10 protein-coding genes and 1 pseudogene are annotated in these 13179 nt (G+C 64.6%); 7 read left to right on the forward strand and 4 right to left on the reverse strand.

Annotated features, from left to right (window positions below):
* Nucleotides 1-106: 106 nt before the first annotated feature.
* The 3 genes from NKI85_RS31270 to tpiA form a co-directional block, all read right to left on the reverse strand.
* Nucleotides 107-1237 (reverse strand): L,D-transpeptidase, encoded by a 1131-nt coding sequence (locus NKI85_RS31270; RefSeq protein WP_352779961.1) that lies wholly within the window; start codon nt 1235-1237, stop codon nt 107-109.
* A gap of 198 nt (nt 1238-1435) precedes the next feature.
* A complete protein-coding gene (gene secG / locus NKI85_RS31275) occupies nt 1436-1888 on the reverse strand; it encodes a preprotein translocase subunit SecG (RefSeq protein WP_352779963.1) in 453 nt (150 codons plus the stop codon).
* 163 nt (nt 1889-2051) lie between these two features.
* Entirely contained in the window at nt 2052-2819 is a 768-nt protein-coding gene (gene tpiA / locus NKI85_RS31280) for a triose-phosphate isomerase (RefSeq protein ID WP_352779965.1), read from the reverse strand.
* A 142-nt stretch (nt 2820-2961) separates the two neighbouring features.
* Here tpiA and NKI85_RS31285 point away from each other — a divergent pair, with 142 nt between their 5' ends.
* The 6 genes from NKI85_RS31285 to lexA all read left to right on the forward strand — a co-directional run bounded on the left by NKI85_RS31285 (nt 2962) and on the right by lexA (nt 9361).
* Nucleotides 2962-4854: a SurA N-terminal domain-containing protein gene (locus NKI85_RS31285; RefSeq protein ID WP_352779967.1), complete on the forward strand. Its 1893-nt coding sequence runs from the start codon at nt 2962-2964 to the stop codon at nt 4852-4854.
* Nucleotides 4851-5861: an anthranilate phosphoribosyltransferase gene (trpD, locus tag NKI85_RS31290; RefSeq protein WP_352779969.1), complete on the forward strand. Its 1011-nt coding sequence runs from the start codon at nt 4851-4853 to the stop codon at nt 5859-5861. The genes NKI85_RS31285 and trpD overlap by 4 nt, the downstream gene beginning before the upstream one ends.
* Before the next feature lie 4 nt (nt 5862-5865).
* A complete protein-coding gene (gene trpC / locus NKI85_RS31295; protein WP_352523599.1) occupies nt 5866-6717 on the forward strand; it encodes an indole-3-glycerol phosphate synthase TrpC in 852 nt (283 codons plus the stop codon).
* Nucleotides 6718-6783: 66 nt separating this feature from the next.
* The gene (gene moaC, locus NKI85_RS31300) at nt 6784-7299 is read left to right on the forward strand and encodes a cyclic pyranopterin monophosphate synthase MoaC (RefSeq protein WP_352523597.1); all 516 of its coding nucleotides are present in this window, start codon (nt 6784-6786) and stop codon (nt 7297-7299) included.
* Nucleotides 7299-8504 (forward strand): molybdopterin molybdotransferase MoeA, encoded by a 1206-nt coding sequence (locus NKI85_RS31305; protein WP_352523595.1) that lies wholly within the window; start codon nt 7299-7301, stop codon nt 8502-8504. Before moaC ends, NKI85_RS31305 begins: the two co-directional genes overlap by 1 nt.
* Before the next feature lie 104 nt (nt 8505-8608).
* Nucleotides 8609-9361, forward strand: a complete 753-nt coding sequence (lexA, locus tag NKI85_RS31310) for a transcriptional repressor LexA (protein ID WP_352523593.1) — start codon at nt 8609-8611, stop codon at nt 9359-9361.
* Here the strand turns inward: lexA and NKI85_RS31315 are convergent.
* Entirely contained in the window at nt 9355-11826 is a 2472-nt protein-coding gene (locus tag NKI85_RS31315) for a ComEC/Rec2 family competence protein (protein WP_352779972.1), read from the reverse strand. The genes lexA and NKI85_RS31315 overlap by 7 nt on opposite strands.
* A gap of 96 nt (nt 11827-11922) precedes the next feature.
* Here NKI85_RS31315 and gltX point away from each other — a divergent pair.
* A pseudogene (gene gltX / locus NKI85_RS31320) lies at nt 11923-13086 on the forward strand (glutamate--tRNA ligase); the annotation flags it as partial.
* Nucleotides 13087-13179 lie beyond the last annotated feature (93 nt).

A 13179-nucleotide genomic window follows, 5' to 3' on the forward strand; every position in this document is an offset into this window, starting at 1 on the left:
AAAAAACCGCCGCGAAGGCTTTTTCCCAAGAAGGCGCTCTGGTCGTTGGCGTATCAAAACAAAAGGGCCGGCGAGGCCGGCCCTTTTGGCACGATCTGTCCAGGCGTCAGATGATGACGACCTTGGTGCCTACTTTCACCCGGCGGTAAAGGTCCATGACGTGCTCATTGATCATGCGGAAGCAGCCATTGGAGGCGCTGGTTCCGATCGACTGCGGCGCGATGGTGCCGTGAATGCGCAGATGGGTGTCCTTCTTGCCGTCGTAGAGATAGATGGCGCGCGCGCCGAGCGGGTTGTCGCCGCCGCCGGGCATACCGTCCTTGTACTGCCCATAATGCTTGGGTTCCCGCTTTTGCATATCCAGCGTCGGAATCCAGCGCGGCCATTCCTGCTTGTCGCCGACGGCAACCATACCCTTGAACTGCAGGCCTTCCCGGCCGACCGCAATGGCATAACGGCGGGCGGTTGACAATGATTCGACGAGGTAGAGACGGCGGGCGCCGGTATCGATGACGATGGTGCCGGGGTTGTAGCCGGTGAATTCGACCTCCTGCGGCACGAATTCCGGCTTGACCTTGAACTGCCGCTTGGCCTGCTTCCTTTCGAGCGCGGCGTCGAGCGCGCGTGTTTCTGGAAGCAGCGAGGTCGACGAAGAGGACGTGCCGCCGAACAGTCCCGCGAACAGCCCGACGCTCTGCGGCTTCTGCCCGACCGCTTCGCTACGCAACTCGCCATTATTGCCGGTCAGCGCAACGTTCATGGCCTCGGCCGGGATCGGCTCGGCCGACTGGATCGGCGCAATGGGCGTAATGGGTGCAATCGGCTCGATGATATTGACGGTCTTCTTCTTAGCCGGCTTGGCGTCGGCCACCTTGGCCGCCGCCACCGACTGGCTCGTCTTGGCAAGGAATGCCTGCCGTTCCGCATCGGCCTTGGCTTTCGCCGCCTCGCGCATCGCCAGCTTCCTGGCCTCGACCGCCTTGGTGCGAGCGGCTTCCTTGTCGGCTGCGATCTTGGCTTCGATCTTGCGAATCTGCGCAAGGTCGTCCGGCGTCGGATCTTTCTTCTTCTTGAGAAGCTTCAGTGTCGCCGCATCGCTTTTGGCAGCGACGTTGACAACGTCGGTTGTTGTTGCGGCTTTATGAGCCGAATTTGCCGTCGGCATAGCCGCGTAAGCGGGCGCACCTAGGCTGAGCACGGCACAAAGGCCGGCAAAAATGAAGCTGCGAAGCTGCATGGGGAAGATCCGATCGTTCAATGCTTGTTGCCCACGGCGCCGCCCGGCGCCCCCCAAGGACGCCGAAAATGCCGCGCGCAATCTATAATCGATTAGCCGGAGGCGCCTCAAGCGTGCGGCGCGGTCGAATCTTCGTGATCGTGCGGCATTTGCCGCGACTGTGTTCAAACGACAACAGATCGCGGATAAGATGCCCGATTACTGGTTGGGGACCTGCGGCGTAGCCGGCGCGGTCCCGCCGTTTGTCGCTGGCGGCGTCGCCGGAGCGGTTGCCGGAGGCGTCGTTGCCGCGCCATTGCCGGACGGCGGGGTCGGCGCCGTGTTGCCCGAAGGCGGCGTCGGCGTCGTGGTTCCGGGCAATTGGTTGAGCACGCCCTTGCCAGCCCCGTCCGAGGTCGCTGGCACGCGATCGAGAATGTCGATCGGCTTCTCGCCATAGCGCGCTACGATCGACAGTGTCAGCGAAGTGACGAAGAAAGCCGCAGCCAGGATCGCCGTCGCCCGCGTCAGCGCATTGGCGGCGCCACGCGCGGTCATGAAGCCCGATCCGCCGCCGATGCCGAGGCCGCCGCCTTCGGAGCGCTGCAGCAGCACCACGCCGACAAGCGCGAGCACGACCATGAGGTGGACGACGATCAGTACGGTTTCCATAATTTATCCTGGCAAGGCCTTGCGCGGCCGCTGATTTGGAGGCGGCTCAATACAATGCTTTGACGGCATTTCCAAGCCCGTGGCCGGAATATGGGAAGCAATGCGTCCTTTGCAACGATTTCGGCGCCGGCCGTCCGCTCAAATCCAGGAAGCAGTCCCGGTATCAAGCGACATTTCGATAGGCTTCCGCGATGCCGAGGAAGTCCGCCGCCTTCAGGCTGGCGCCGCCGACCAGCGCGCCGTCGACATTCCTGACGCCGAGCAGCTCGACGGCGTTGGACGGCTTGACCGAGCCGCCGTAGAGAATGCGCATCTTGGCTGCCGTATTGCCGAGCTTCCGCGCCAGTTCTTCGCGGATATGTGCATGCGCCTCGGCGACGTCGGCGGCGGTCGGGGTCAAGCCGGTGCCGATCGCCCATACCGGCTCATAGGCAATAACGGCGTTGGAAGCCGTGGCATTTGGCGGAACCGAGCCCGCAACCTGACGCGACAGCACGTCGAGCGCGGCTCCTGCTTCGCGTTCGGCTCTTGTCTCACCAATGCAGATGATGGCCACCAGCCCGGCGCGCCATGCGGCGGAGGCCTTGGCCTGCACTATGGCATCGTCCTCCTTGCGATCGGCACGGCATTCGGAATGGCCGACGATGACATGGCTGGCACCTGCATCCTTCAGCATCTCGGCCGAAATACAGCCGGTATAGGCGCCACTTTCCTCGGTGTGGCAATCCTCGCCGCCGGCGCGGACCGGCGTGCGCGACAAAATCTCGGCGGCATGCGCAAGCAAGGTCGCCGGCACGCAGACCACCGCTTCGGTTTCTGCGTCGAGCCCGCTCATGAAACCGTTGCCGATCATCCTGAGCTCGTTGAGCGAGGCGCTGGTGCCGTTCATTTTCCAGTTGCCGGCGACGAGCGGGCGAATTCCAGGCGTCATGGGATTTGTTTCTCCGGGCAACTTTCGGCTGGCCCTCACTATCAAAATCAGGCCACAAAGCAATCGACAGTGAGCAGGAAGGGCGCTATTGCGCTTGTTTCAGACTCGGCGCATGCGAAATGCGCAAAAATCGGAAGTACTCATGCTTGGTATGTTGAGAAGCGCGGCGGGGACCTGGGTCGCGAAACTGCTGCTGTCCTTGCTGGTGTTGAGCTTCGCCATCTGGGGCATCTCGGGGCGGCTGATGGGCGGTTTTGCCGGCCATGACGCCGTGATTACGGCCGGGGGCACCAAGGTCTCGATCAACGAATACCGCCTCGCCTATGATCGCCAGCTCAGCGTCATGTCGCAGCAATTCGGTCAGCGCATCAGCCGTGAGCAGGCGACGGCGCTCGGCATCGACAACCAGGTTCTGGCGCAACTCGTGTCCGGCGCCGTGCTCGACGAGCAGGCCCGCAAGCTCGGCCTCGGCCTGTCCAAGGACCGGCTCGCCGAACTGACGCGTGAAGACCCGGCGTTCAAAGGGCCTGGCGGAACCTTCGACAGGAGAACCTTCGAGTATCTGCTTCGGCAGATCGGCATGCGGCCGGAAGACTATTTGAAGAACCGCGCCCAGGTGGCGGTCCGCCAGCAGATCGTCGAGGCGGTTTCGGATGGCCTCAAGGCCCCGGATACATTCTTCAGGGCGGTCGCGCTCTACCGCGGCGAAGATCGCACCATCGACTACCTGACCTTGCCGAAATCGCTTGTCGAACCGATAGAAGCGCCGTCCGACAGCGTGCTTTCGGCCTATTTCGGGGAAAACAAGAAAACCTACGCCGCGCCCGAATACCGCAAGTTCTCCTATGTCAGGCTCGAACCGGAAGACATCATGGATTTGAGCGCAGTGACCGACCAACAGGTCAGCGACGACTACAACAAGAACAAGGCGCGCTACACCACGCCGGAGATGCGCACCATCGAGCAGCTTGTGTTCAAAACGCCTGATGCCGCAAAGGCGGCGCTCGATTCGCTCAAGACCGGCGCGACCTTCGACAAGATCGTCGCCGCCGAAGGCAAGACGCCGGCCGACACGCTGCTCGGCACGCTGGCCAAGGACAAGATCGCCGACAAGGCGGTTGCCGATGCTGCCTTCAAGCTCAACGTCAATGAAGTCAGTCCGGTCGTACAAGGCGCCTTCGGCCCCGTTCTGCTGCGCGTCACCGAGATCAAGCCCGAAGTGGTGAAGCCGCGGGCCGAAGTGTCCGAGCAGATCCGCAAGGACCTGGCTCTAGGCGAGGCAAGCCGCATCTTGTTGGACGTGCACGACAATTACGAGGATACGCGCGCCTCGGGCGGTTCGCTCGCTGAGGCAGCCGCCAAATTGAAGCTGAAGGTCGTCACCATCGACGCCATCGACCGCACCGGCCAACGGCCGGATGGAACCATCGTCAAAGACCTGCCGGAATCGCCACAGCTCATCAAGGCGGTGTTCGAATCCGAACCCGGAACCGACAATGAAGGTCTCACCACCGCCGATAACGGCTTCGTCTTCTACGACGTGAGCGCGATCACGCCGGCCCGTGACCGCACGTTGGATGAAGTCCGCCAGAAGGTCGTGGCCGATTGGACCGCGGCGGAGACTACCAAACGGCTCACCGCAAAAGCGCAAGAGCTCGAGAAGCGTCTCAAGGCTGGCACCACGCTCGAGGTGATCGCCGGTGAGCTCAAGCTCGAAAAGCAGACCAAGCGCGGCGTCAAGCGCGATGCTGACGACGTCGATTTCGGCAAGGAAGGGGCCGCCGCGATGTTCGGCGTCGGCGAAGGCGGGACCGGGCTGATCCCCTCGCCTACGGGCGACGGACAGATCCTGTTCAAGGTCGCCGAGGTGTTCGAGCCTGCCGGGGCCGACGCCAGCTCAGTACCCCAGGACGCTCAGAAATCCTTCACCTCCGGTATGTCCGACGACCTGCTCGACCAATTGGTGGCGCAGTTGCAGACGCAATATGACGTCCGCATCGATCAGACGGCCGTAACCCAAGCCCTGGCCAGATGAGCGCGCTGAAGAATCACATCGCCAAGGTCGCCGCCGGCAGCGCCCTTTCTTTCGAGGAGGCACGCGAGGCCTTCGACATCATCATGTCCGGCGACGCCACACCCGGCCAGATCGGCGGCTTCCTGATGGCATTGCGCGTGCGCGGTGAGACGGTCAGCGAGATCTCCGGCGCCGTCGCCACCATGCGCGCCAAGATGCTGCGCGTCGACGCCCCCGAGGGCGCCATCGACATTGTCGGCACCGGCGGCGACAATTCGCACAGCGTCAACATTTCGACCGCATCCGCCTTCGTCATCGCCGGCAGCGGCGTGCCCGTCGCCAAGCACGGCAACCGCGGACTGTCCTCGCTGACCGGCGCCGCCGATGTGCTGATCGCATTGGGCGTCAAGATCGACATCCCTCCGGAGACGATCGGCCGCTGCATCCAAGAGGCCGGAGTCGGCTTCATGTTCGCGCCGGCGCATCACCCGGCGATGAAGCATGTCGGCCCGATCCGGGTCGAGCTCGGCACCCGCACCATCTTCAACCTGCTGGGCCCGCTTTCCAATCCGGCCAGTGTCAGACGGCAGATGGTCGGCGTGTTCCTGCCCGAATGGATCATGCCGGTGGCAGAAACGTTGAAGGCGCTTGGTGCCGACCACGCCTGGGTCGTCCATGGCGACGGCTATGACGAGATCACCACCACCGGCGAGACGCAGGTCGCCGAACTGTCCGGCGGCGAGATCCGCAGCTTTATGCTGACGCCGGAAGCCGTCGGGCTGAAGCGTCACACCAAGGACGAGTTGCGCGGCGGCGACGCCGCCCACAATGCCCAGGCGCTGCGCGATATGCTGGGCGGCGCTGCCGGCGCCTTTCGCGATACGGTGCTGATGAATGCCGGCGCCGGGCTGGTGGTGGCCGGCAAGGCGACGACGCTTGCCGACGGCATGGTGACGGCGGCGCAGGCCATCGACAGCGGCCGCGCGCTGAAAGTGCTCGACAGGCTGGTCGAGATTTCGAACGGTTAGGGCTATGTCCGATATCCTGCGCAAGATCGAGGCCTACAAGCGCGACGAGATCGCGGCGGCCAAGGCGCGCGCGCCGTTTGCCGAGATCAAGGCGCGGGCCAAGGACGCCGATGCGCCGCGCGGCTTTCTCTCCGCTCTTGAGGCCAGGCGCAAATCCGGCAGGTTCGCGCTGATCGCCGAAATCAAGAAAGCAAGCCCGTCCAAGGGCCTGATCCGCGCCGATTTCGATCCGCCGGCGCTGGCCAGGGCCTATGCGAAAGGCGGTGCCGCCTGCCTTTCGGTGCTGACCGACGCACCCTCCTTCCAGGGCGCGCCCGAATTCCTCACCACTGCGCGCGCTGCCGTCGAGTTGCCAGCCTTGCGCAAGGATTTCCTGTTCGACCCCTATCAGGTCTACGAGGCCAGGGCATGGGGCGCCGACGCCATCCTGATCATCATGGCCAGCGTCGCCGACGCGGTGGCAAGGGAACTCGAAGCGACAGCTTTCGAGCTCGGCATGGACGCGCTGGTCGAGGTGCATGACGAGGCCGAAATGGAACGCGCGCTGCGGCTGTCGTCGCGGCTGATCGGTATCAACAACCGCAATCTGCGGACCTTCGAAACCAGCCTCGAGACCTCGGAACGGCTGGCCGCAATGGTGCCGGCCGACCGCCTGCTGGTCAGCGAGAGCGGCATCTTTTCGCATGAGGATTGCCGCCGGCTGGAGCGGAGCGGCATCGCCACTTTCCTGGTCGGCGAGAGCCTGATGCGTCAACAGGACGTGACCGCGGCAACGCGCCTGCTTTTGACGGGCAAGGCGCCGGCCAATGCATCGGCCCGAAAATCGGAGTCGATTTTCGGAGAGCACGATGCATAGATTCAAAGTGTTAGAGCGTACTTTGTGCGTCCAAACGGACGCACGTCGCTCTAAGGCGGTCTGAGGATGGCGGCCGCCCTCACCCATCTTGGCGCACAGGGCGAAGCCAACATGGTCGATGTCGGCGACAAGGCTGAGACGGTGCGCACGGCAGTCGCAGAGGGCTTCGTCTCGATGCGGCCCGAGACGCTGGACATGATCCTCGCCGGCGATGCCAAGAAGGGCGATGTCCTGGGCACCGCGCGCATCGCCGGTATCATGGCGGCCAAGAAGACGCATGAATTGATCCCGCTCTGTCATCCGCTGCTGCTGACCAAGATATCCGTCGATATCGAGCCGGACGCGGCGCTGCCCGGCCTGAAAGTGACAGCACTGACCCGCGTTACCGGCAAGACCGGAGTCGAGATGGAGGCGCTCACGGCCGTCTCGGTAGCTTGCCTGACGATCTATGACATGGCCAAGGCGGTCGACCGTGCCATGGTTATCTCCGGCATCAGGCTGGTTGAAAAGACCGGCGGCAAATCCGGCGACTACAAGGTCACCGGGGTCACCGGAGATGGGACCACCGGGGCGGGCCGATAATGGCGCTGGTCCCAGTTGCCGAGGCGCTCGAGCGCCTGCTGCACGGCGCAGCAGCGCTGCCGGGCGAACGCGTCGCACTGCTGGATGCCGCAGACCGCGTGCTGGCGGAGCCGGTTGTGGCGCTCCGCACCCAGCCGCCGTTCAATGCCTCCGCCATGGACGGCTATGCCGTGCGGGCCGCCGATATCGCCTCCCTACCAGCAAAGCTTTCGGTGATCGGCATGGCGCCAGCCGGACGCGGCTTTGCCGGGGCGGTGCAGCAAGGGCAAGCCGTACGCATCTTTACCGGCGCGCCGCTTCCCGAAGGCGCCGACACCATCGTCATCCAGGAGAACGTCCGCGACCTCGGCGGCGGCAGCGTCGAAGTGACGGAGCCGACGGTGCAAGGGCGCAACATCCGCCGCCTCGGGCTTGATTTCGCCAAGGGCGACGTCCTGCTGGGCCAGGGCCGCCTGCTAGATCCGGCGGCCTTGTCACTGGCAGCATCGGCCAACCACCCCGAGGTCTGCGTGGTCAAGCGGCCGCTGGTCGCCATCATCGCCACCGGCGACGAATTGCTGCCGCCGGGCAGCGAGCTTGGCCCCGACCAGATCATCTCGTCAAACGCCTATGGCGTCGCCGCCGCCGCACAGTCGGTCGGCGCGCGCGCGCTCGATCTCGGCATCGCGCCGGACCGCAAGGAGGCGATCGCTGCGCTGGTGACAAAGGCGGTGAAGGCCGGCGCGAATGTCATCGTCACGCTGGGTGGTGCCTCGGTCGGTGACCACGACTTCGTCCATGACGTGCTGACCGGGCAAGGCATGACCCTCGATTTCTGGAAGATCGCCATGCGGCCCGGCAAGCCGCTGATGTTCGGGCGGCTGGGCGACATCCGCTGCATCGGCCTGCCCGGCAATCCGGTGGCAAGCCTGGTCTGCACCCAGCTCTTCCTGAAGCCGCTGCTGGCGCGGCTCGGCGGCCGGGCCTTTCAGCAGGATATACGTCGGGCGCGGCTCGGCGCTGCCATGCCGGCCAATGATCTCAGGCAGGATTATGTGCGGGCTGTTGTCAGGCACGACGCCGGCACGCTGGTGGCGACGCCGTTCGGCATTCAGGATTCCTCAATGCTGAAAATGCTGGCCGATGCGAACGGGCTGATCGTTCGCGCACCGTTCGCACCCGCCGCGGCGGCGGATGCTCCCTGCGACGTGCTGATGTTACGCTGAACAAACCGTCAACACATTCATTAAACTTTAAACAGTTGCGGAACACAAATGGAACAGATAGTGTTTGTTCTGGGTTTGTTTTTCTGATTCTGTTGGGGGTCGCTATGCTGACACGCAAACAACACGAACTGCTGATGTTCATCCACGAAAGGCTTAAGGAAAGCGGTATCCCGCCCTCCTTCGACGAGATGAAGGAAGCGCTCGACCTGGCTTCCAAATCAGGAATCCACCGGCTGATAACGGCGCTGGAGGAGCGCGGCTTCATTCGCCGTTTGCCCAACCGGGCCCGTGCCCTGGAGGTGCTGCGCCTGCCCGACTCGATCGCCCCAGGCCTCAATGCGGCACGCAAGTTCTCGCCGAGCGTCATCCAGGGCAGTCTTGGGCAAGGCGGTCCTGGGCAGGGCAGCCTGGGACGGCAAGGCAAGCCGACATCGTCGCGCGTCCCTGCAGCCGGCAATGACGACGATGTCGTCGTCGCCGTGTCGATCCCGGTGATGGGCCGCATCGCCGCCGGTGTGCCGATCGACGCCATCCAGCACCAGACGCATTCGATCTCCGTGCCGCCGGACATGATCATGGGCGGCGAGCATTATGCGCTTGAGGTCAAAGGCGATTCGATGATCGAGGCCGGCATTTTCGACGGCGACACGGTCATCATCCGCAATGCCGATACGGCGAGCCCCGGTGAGATCGTGGTGGCTCTGGTCGACGAGGAGGAAGCGACGCTGAAGCGGTTCCGCCGCAAGGGCGCCTCGATCGCCCTGGAAGCCGCTAATCCGGCCTATGAGACGCGCATCTTCGGGCCAGACAGGGTCAAGGTGCAAGGCAAACTCGTCGGGCTGATCCGCCGCTACTGAGTTGCGCCCTTGGGTGTGGTGCCGGCTTTAGGCTTGTCGGCCTTGCGATATGGCGGCAGGCCTCTGGCCTCGCGTGAAAACTTCCGCTGCATATGCCAGGGCCGGTATGATTTTTCGACCGCGAAGCGGATTTCTGCGCGCGTTGCCGCTTGTGGATCGAAATACACGGCGGCACTTCCCGCGCGCGCCAGTTGCCGTTTGGTGACGACGAGGACCAGCCGGTCGTAGTAGCAGGGGTTATGGGCGGTGGCGTCGTCGATGACGATCAAACTGGCAAAAGCACAGGCTGGCCGCGCAGTATCCCGGTCCTTGGCTTGCGCGACAATCGCACCGGATGGATGGCGGGCAAGGCAGAGGCCCTCCGTGCAAATGAAAGGCATGCCCGCTGGCAGATCGGCTGGGTCGGCAATGTCGAATTGCGGGTCGTTCTTTCCCGGTGTTTCCGGCGCGACGATGGCCTCGGAGGTCAGGGCGCGTTTCCAGTTGTCGATGGTGAATTCATTCGGGCGTGCTCGGTTGACCGCGAGTTCACCGCTGCCGATCGGCAGCGCGACCAGCCGTGCGTCCTCCGAGATCAATACGTCGGGTGCGCGCGTCTGCGTAGTCGTCAGCAAGCCGGCGAGCGCGAAAGGAAGTGCCGCGAGCCGCAGCCAGGTCGTGGCCATGCTGGCAATTATGAGACCGATCGTCACCAGAAGGACCGATCTCAGCGAAATCAGCCCGACCGCGTCGATCGGCGAGCGCTCGGAGATCCATCCGGACAGGGCGATCATCGCCGTCAGCCCCTTGCCCATCACATAGAGGAAAGGCCCATCCGCGCCGAACGGCATCGCCAGCGCGCTGAGGACCGCGCAAGGCATGACGACCAGCGAGACAATGGGCATGATCGCCAGATTGGCGAACAGGCTGAGCGGCGCCACGCGCTGGAAATGCCATATAGCGAAAAGCGCCGTGGCGCCCCCTGCAATGATCGAGGTCATCGCGAGGCCGCCCATGCCCAACAGAACCTTTCGGGTGGCGAAGCGTAGCGGCGACCGCCGCGGTGGCGGCGTGGTGGCCCTGCCGGCGCGGTAATCGGACCAGCCGGCATAGGCGCCGACAAGGGCCGCAGTCGCGGCGAAGGACATCTGGAAACTCGGACCGACCACCTCGTGCGGCGACACCAGGATGACCGCGATGGCCGAGATCGCCAGATTGCGCATGGTGAGCGCGGCCCGGTCGAACAGCACGGCGATAAGCATCACCGCCAGCATGATGAAGCTGCGTTCGGCCGCCACCACGATGCCGGAAAAGACGAGGTACGCCGCAATCGAAAAAAGCGCGGCGGCTGCGGCATATTTCTTGACCGGCCGTCGCGATGAGAAGTTGGGAAACAGCGCAAAGGCGCCGCGCAGGAGGGCCATGATGGTGCCGGCGACCAACGCCATATGCAGCCCTGAGATGGAGATGATGTGGTAGATGCCGGTACGCCGCATCGCTTCGTTGATCTCCTCGGGAATGCCGGCGCGCACGCCGACGATCAGCGCGGCTGCAATTTCCCCCTCGGCGCCGCCGATGCGGCTGCGGATATGGTCGGCGATCGATTCGCGGGCATCCTCGACCGCCGAAGAAAGCCGCGCAGCAAGCGGCATGCCGCCCGACGGCACGACTTTTGGATTGCCGAGGAAAAAGCCGCTGCCGCCGATACCGGCAAAATAGCTGTCGAAGGAGAAGTCGTAGCTGTCGGGCCGCACCGGGCCGGTCGGCGGCAGCAGCCGCACATAGCCGGTGATCTCGGAACCTGCGGTCAGCTCAGCCGGTATCTTCATCGCCGAAACGCGGACCCGTTCCGGCATGTAGCGCAGTGTCGGCCGGGCGGTCGAGATCACGTCGATCGTCAGCCTGATGCGGCCGCTCGCCATGGGCTCGAACGACACGACGCGACCCGTCAGCCGCGTCGAGATTTCGGAACCGAGCATATGCGTTCCGACACGCCAGGTCTCGAACTTGGCGGCAAGCACGCCAAGCGCGCAGAGCAACGCCACCATGAAGCACAGGCGGGTTCTGGGCCACGACCGCGAGAGGACGGCACAAAGCGCCGCGAGGAGCACGATTGCGATCGGCTGTGGAAAGGACGGCTCCACCGCCAGCGAGAAATACACAACCACCCCGCATGCCAGGAACACCGGCACCAGCAAGAAGGCGACGCCGCGGTCGAGTTCAAGGCCGGCCGCCGAGGCTACGCCCTTGCGGATGCTGGACGGTGCAAGGAGCCGCCAGCGCCGGCGCAGACGCACGATGGGCTCGACCGCAGGCACCGTAACCGTTGCTGGATCGCCCGCCGGCAGGATCCGGGGATCAATGCGCGGAGCGGGCAGCGATGCCGGTGCCGGCAGGACAGGCAGGGGCGTGGCAAACAGCAAACGTTCGCTGACGCCGTTGACCGCGTCCTCGCCCTTGCCTGCAACCCGGCCTCGCACAGCCATCGGGTCTGCCCCTTGCGCCCTCGACCCCCTATGCTACATGAACGCGCAACGCGCGAAAGTCCGCAAACCCACTTCCTTCGCCTGCCTGAGAGTTCCATGCCCGACAAGGTCGTCACCCGTTTTGCCCCTTCGCCCACCGGCTACCTGCATATCGGCGGCGCGCGCACGGCGCTGTTCAACTGGCTGTATGCCAAGCACACAGGCGGCACGATGCTGCTGCGCATCGAGGACACCGACCGCGAGCGCTCCACCGATGCGGCAACCGCGGCCATTCTCGACGGGCTTTCCTGGCTGGGCCTGACATGGGACGGGAAGCCGGTGTCGCAGTTCGAGCGCGCGCCGCGCCATCGCGAGGTGGCCGAGGAGCTCGTCCGCATGGGCAAAGCCTATTACTGTTATGCGACGCCTGCCGAGCTGGAAGCAATGCGCGAGAGCGCGCGGGCCAAGGGGCTGCCTCCCCGCTATGACGGCCGCTGGCGCGACCGCGACCCGTCGGAGGCGCCGGCCGGCGCAAAGGGGGCGATCCGCATCAAGGCGCCGACAGACGGCGAGACGGTGGTGCATGATCTCGTGCAAGGCGAGGTCCGCTTCCCCAACAAGGATCTCGATGATTTCATTATTCTGCGCTCGGACGGCAATCCGACCTACATGCATGCCGTCGTCGTCGACGATCACGACATGGGCGTCACCCACATCATCCGCGGCGACGACCATTTGACCAACGCCGCCCGCCAGACGGTGATCTATCGCGCCATGGGCTGGGAGGTGCCGTCGATGTCGCATATCCCGCTGATCCACGGTGCCGACGGCGCCAAGCTGTCGAAGCGGCACGGTGCGCTCGGCGTCGAGGCTTATCGCGCCATGGGCTACCTGCCGGAGGCGCTGCTCAACTATCTGGCGAGGCTTGGCTGGAGCCATGGCGACGACGAGATCATGTCGATCGCCGACATGATTGCATGGTTCGACATCGGCGACGTCAACAAGGGCGCCGCCCGTTTCGACTTCGCCAAGCTCGAGGCGCTGAACGGCGTGCATATGCGCCGCATGAATGACGCGGCGCTGCTCGATATCTTCATCGCCACTCTGCCCTATCTCGAAGGCGGTCCGGCGATCGCCGCGCGCCTCGACGACAGACGCAAGGCGCAATTGCTTGCCGCTTTGCCGGGCTTGAAGGAGCGCGCCAAGACGCTGGTCGAACTTGTTGAAGGGGCTGCATTCCTGTTCGTGGGCCCGCCGCGGGCGGGGGGCGAAAAAGCCGCAGCCCGGGGAGGCGGCGCGGCGCCGGCAAAACAGGGGGGGGGGGCCCCGGCCCAGGGCCCGGGTTAGGGCGGGTGTGGCCCCGCGGCGGGAGCC

This window comes from Mesorhizobium sp. M0571, from assembly GCF_040320985.1.
In the GTDB taxonomy this organism is placed as follows: Bacteria; Pseudomonadota; Alphaproteobacteria; order Rhizobiales; family Rhizobiaceae; genus Mesorhizobium.

Excerpts from the sequence above, each read along its gene's own strand:
- NKI85_RS31270 (WP_352779961.1), bottom strand. The coding sequence starts at position 1,237 with ATGCAGCTTCGCAGCTTCATTTTTGCCGGCCTTTGTGCCGTGCTCAGC.
- secG (WP_352779963.1), bottom strand. The coding sequence starts at position 1,888 with ATGGAAACCGTACTGATCGTCGTCCACCTCATGGTCGTGCTCGCGCTT.
- tpiA (WP_352779965.1), bottom strand. The coding sequence starts at position 2,819 with ATGACGCCTGGAATTCGCCCGCTCGTCGCCGGCAACTGGAAAATGAAC.
- NKI85_RS31285 (WP_352779967.1), top strand. The coding sequence starts at position 2,962 with ATGCTTGGTATGTTGAGAAGCGCGGCGGGGACCTGGGTCGCGAAACTG.
- trpD (WP_352779969.1), top strand. The coding sequence starts at position 4,851 with ATGAGCGCGCTGAAGAATCACATCGCCAAGGTCGCCGCCGGCAGCGCC.
- trpC (WP_352523599.1), top strand. The coding sequence starts at position 5,866 with ATGTCCGATATCCTGCGCAAGATCGAGGCCTACAAGCGCGACGAGATC.
- moaC (WP_352523597.1), top strand. The coding sequence starts at position 6,784 with ATGGCGGCCGCCCTCACCCATCTTGGCGCACAGGGCGAAGCCAACATG.
- NKI85_RS31305 (WP_352523595.1), top strand. The coding sequence starts at position 7,299 with ATGGCGCTGGTCCCAGTTGCCGAGGCGCTCGAGCGCCTGCTGCACGGC.
- lexA (WP_352523593.1), top strand. The coding sequence starts at position 8,609 with ATGCTGACACGCAAACAACACGAACTGCTGATGTTCATCCACGAAAGG.
- NKI85_RS31315 (WP_352779972.1), bottom strand. The coding sequence starts at position 11,826 with ATGGCTGTGCGAGGCCGGGTTGCAGGCAAGGGCGAGGACGCGGTCAAC.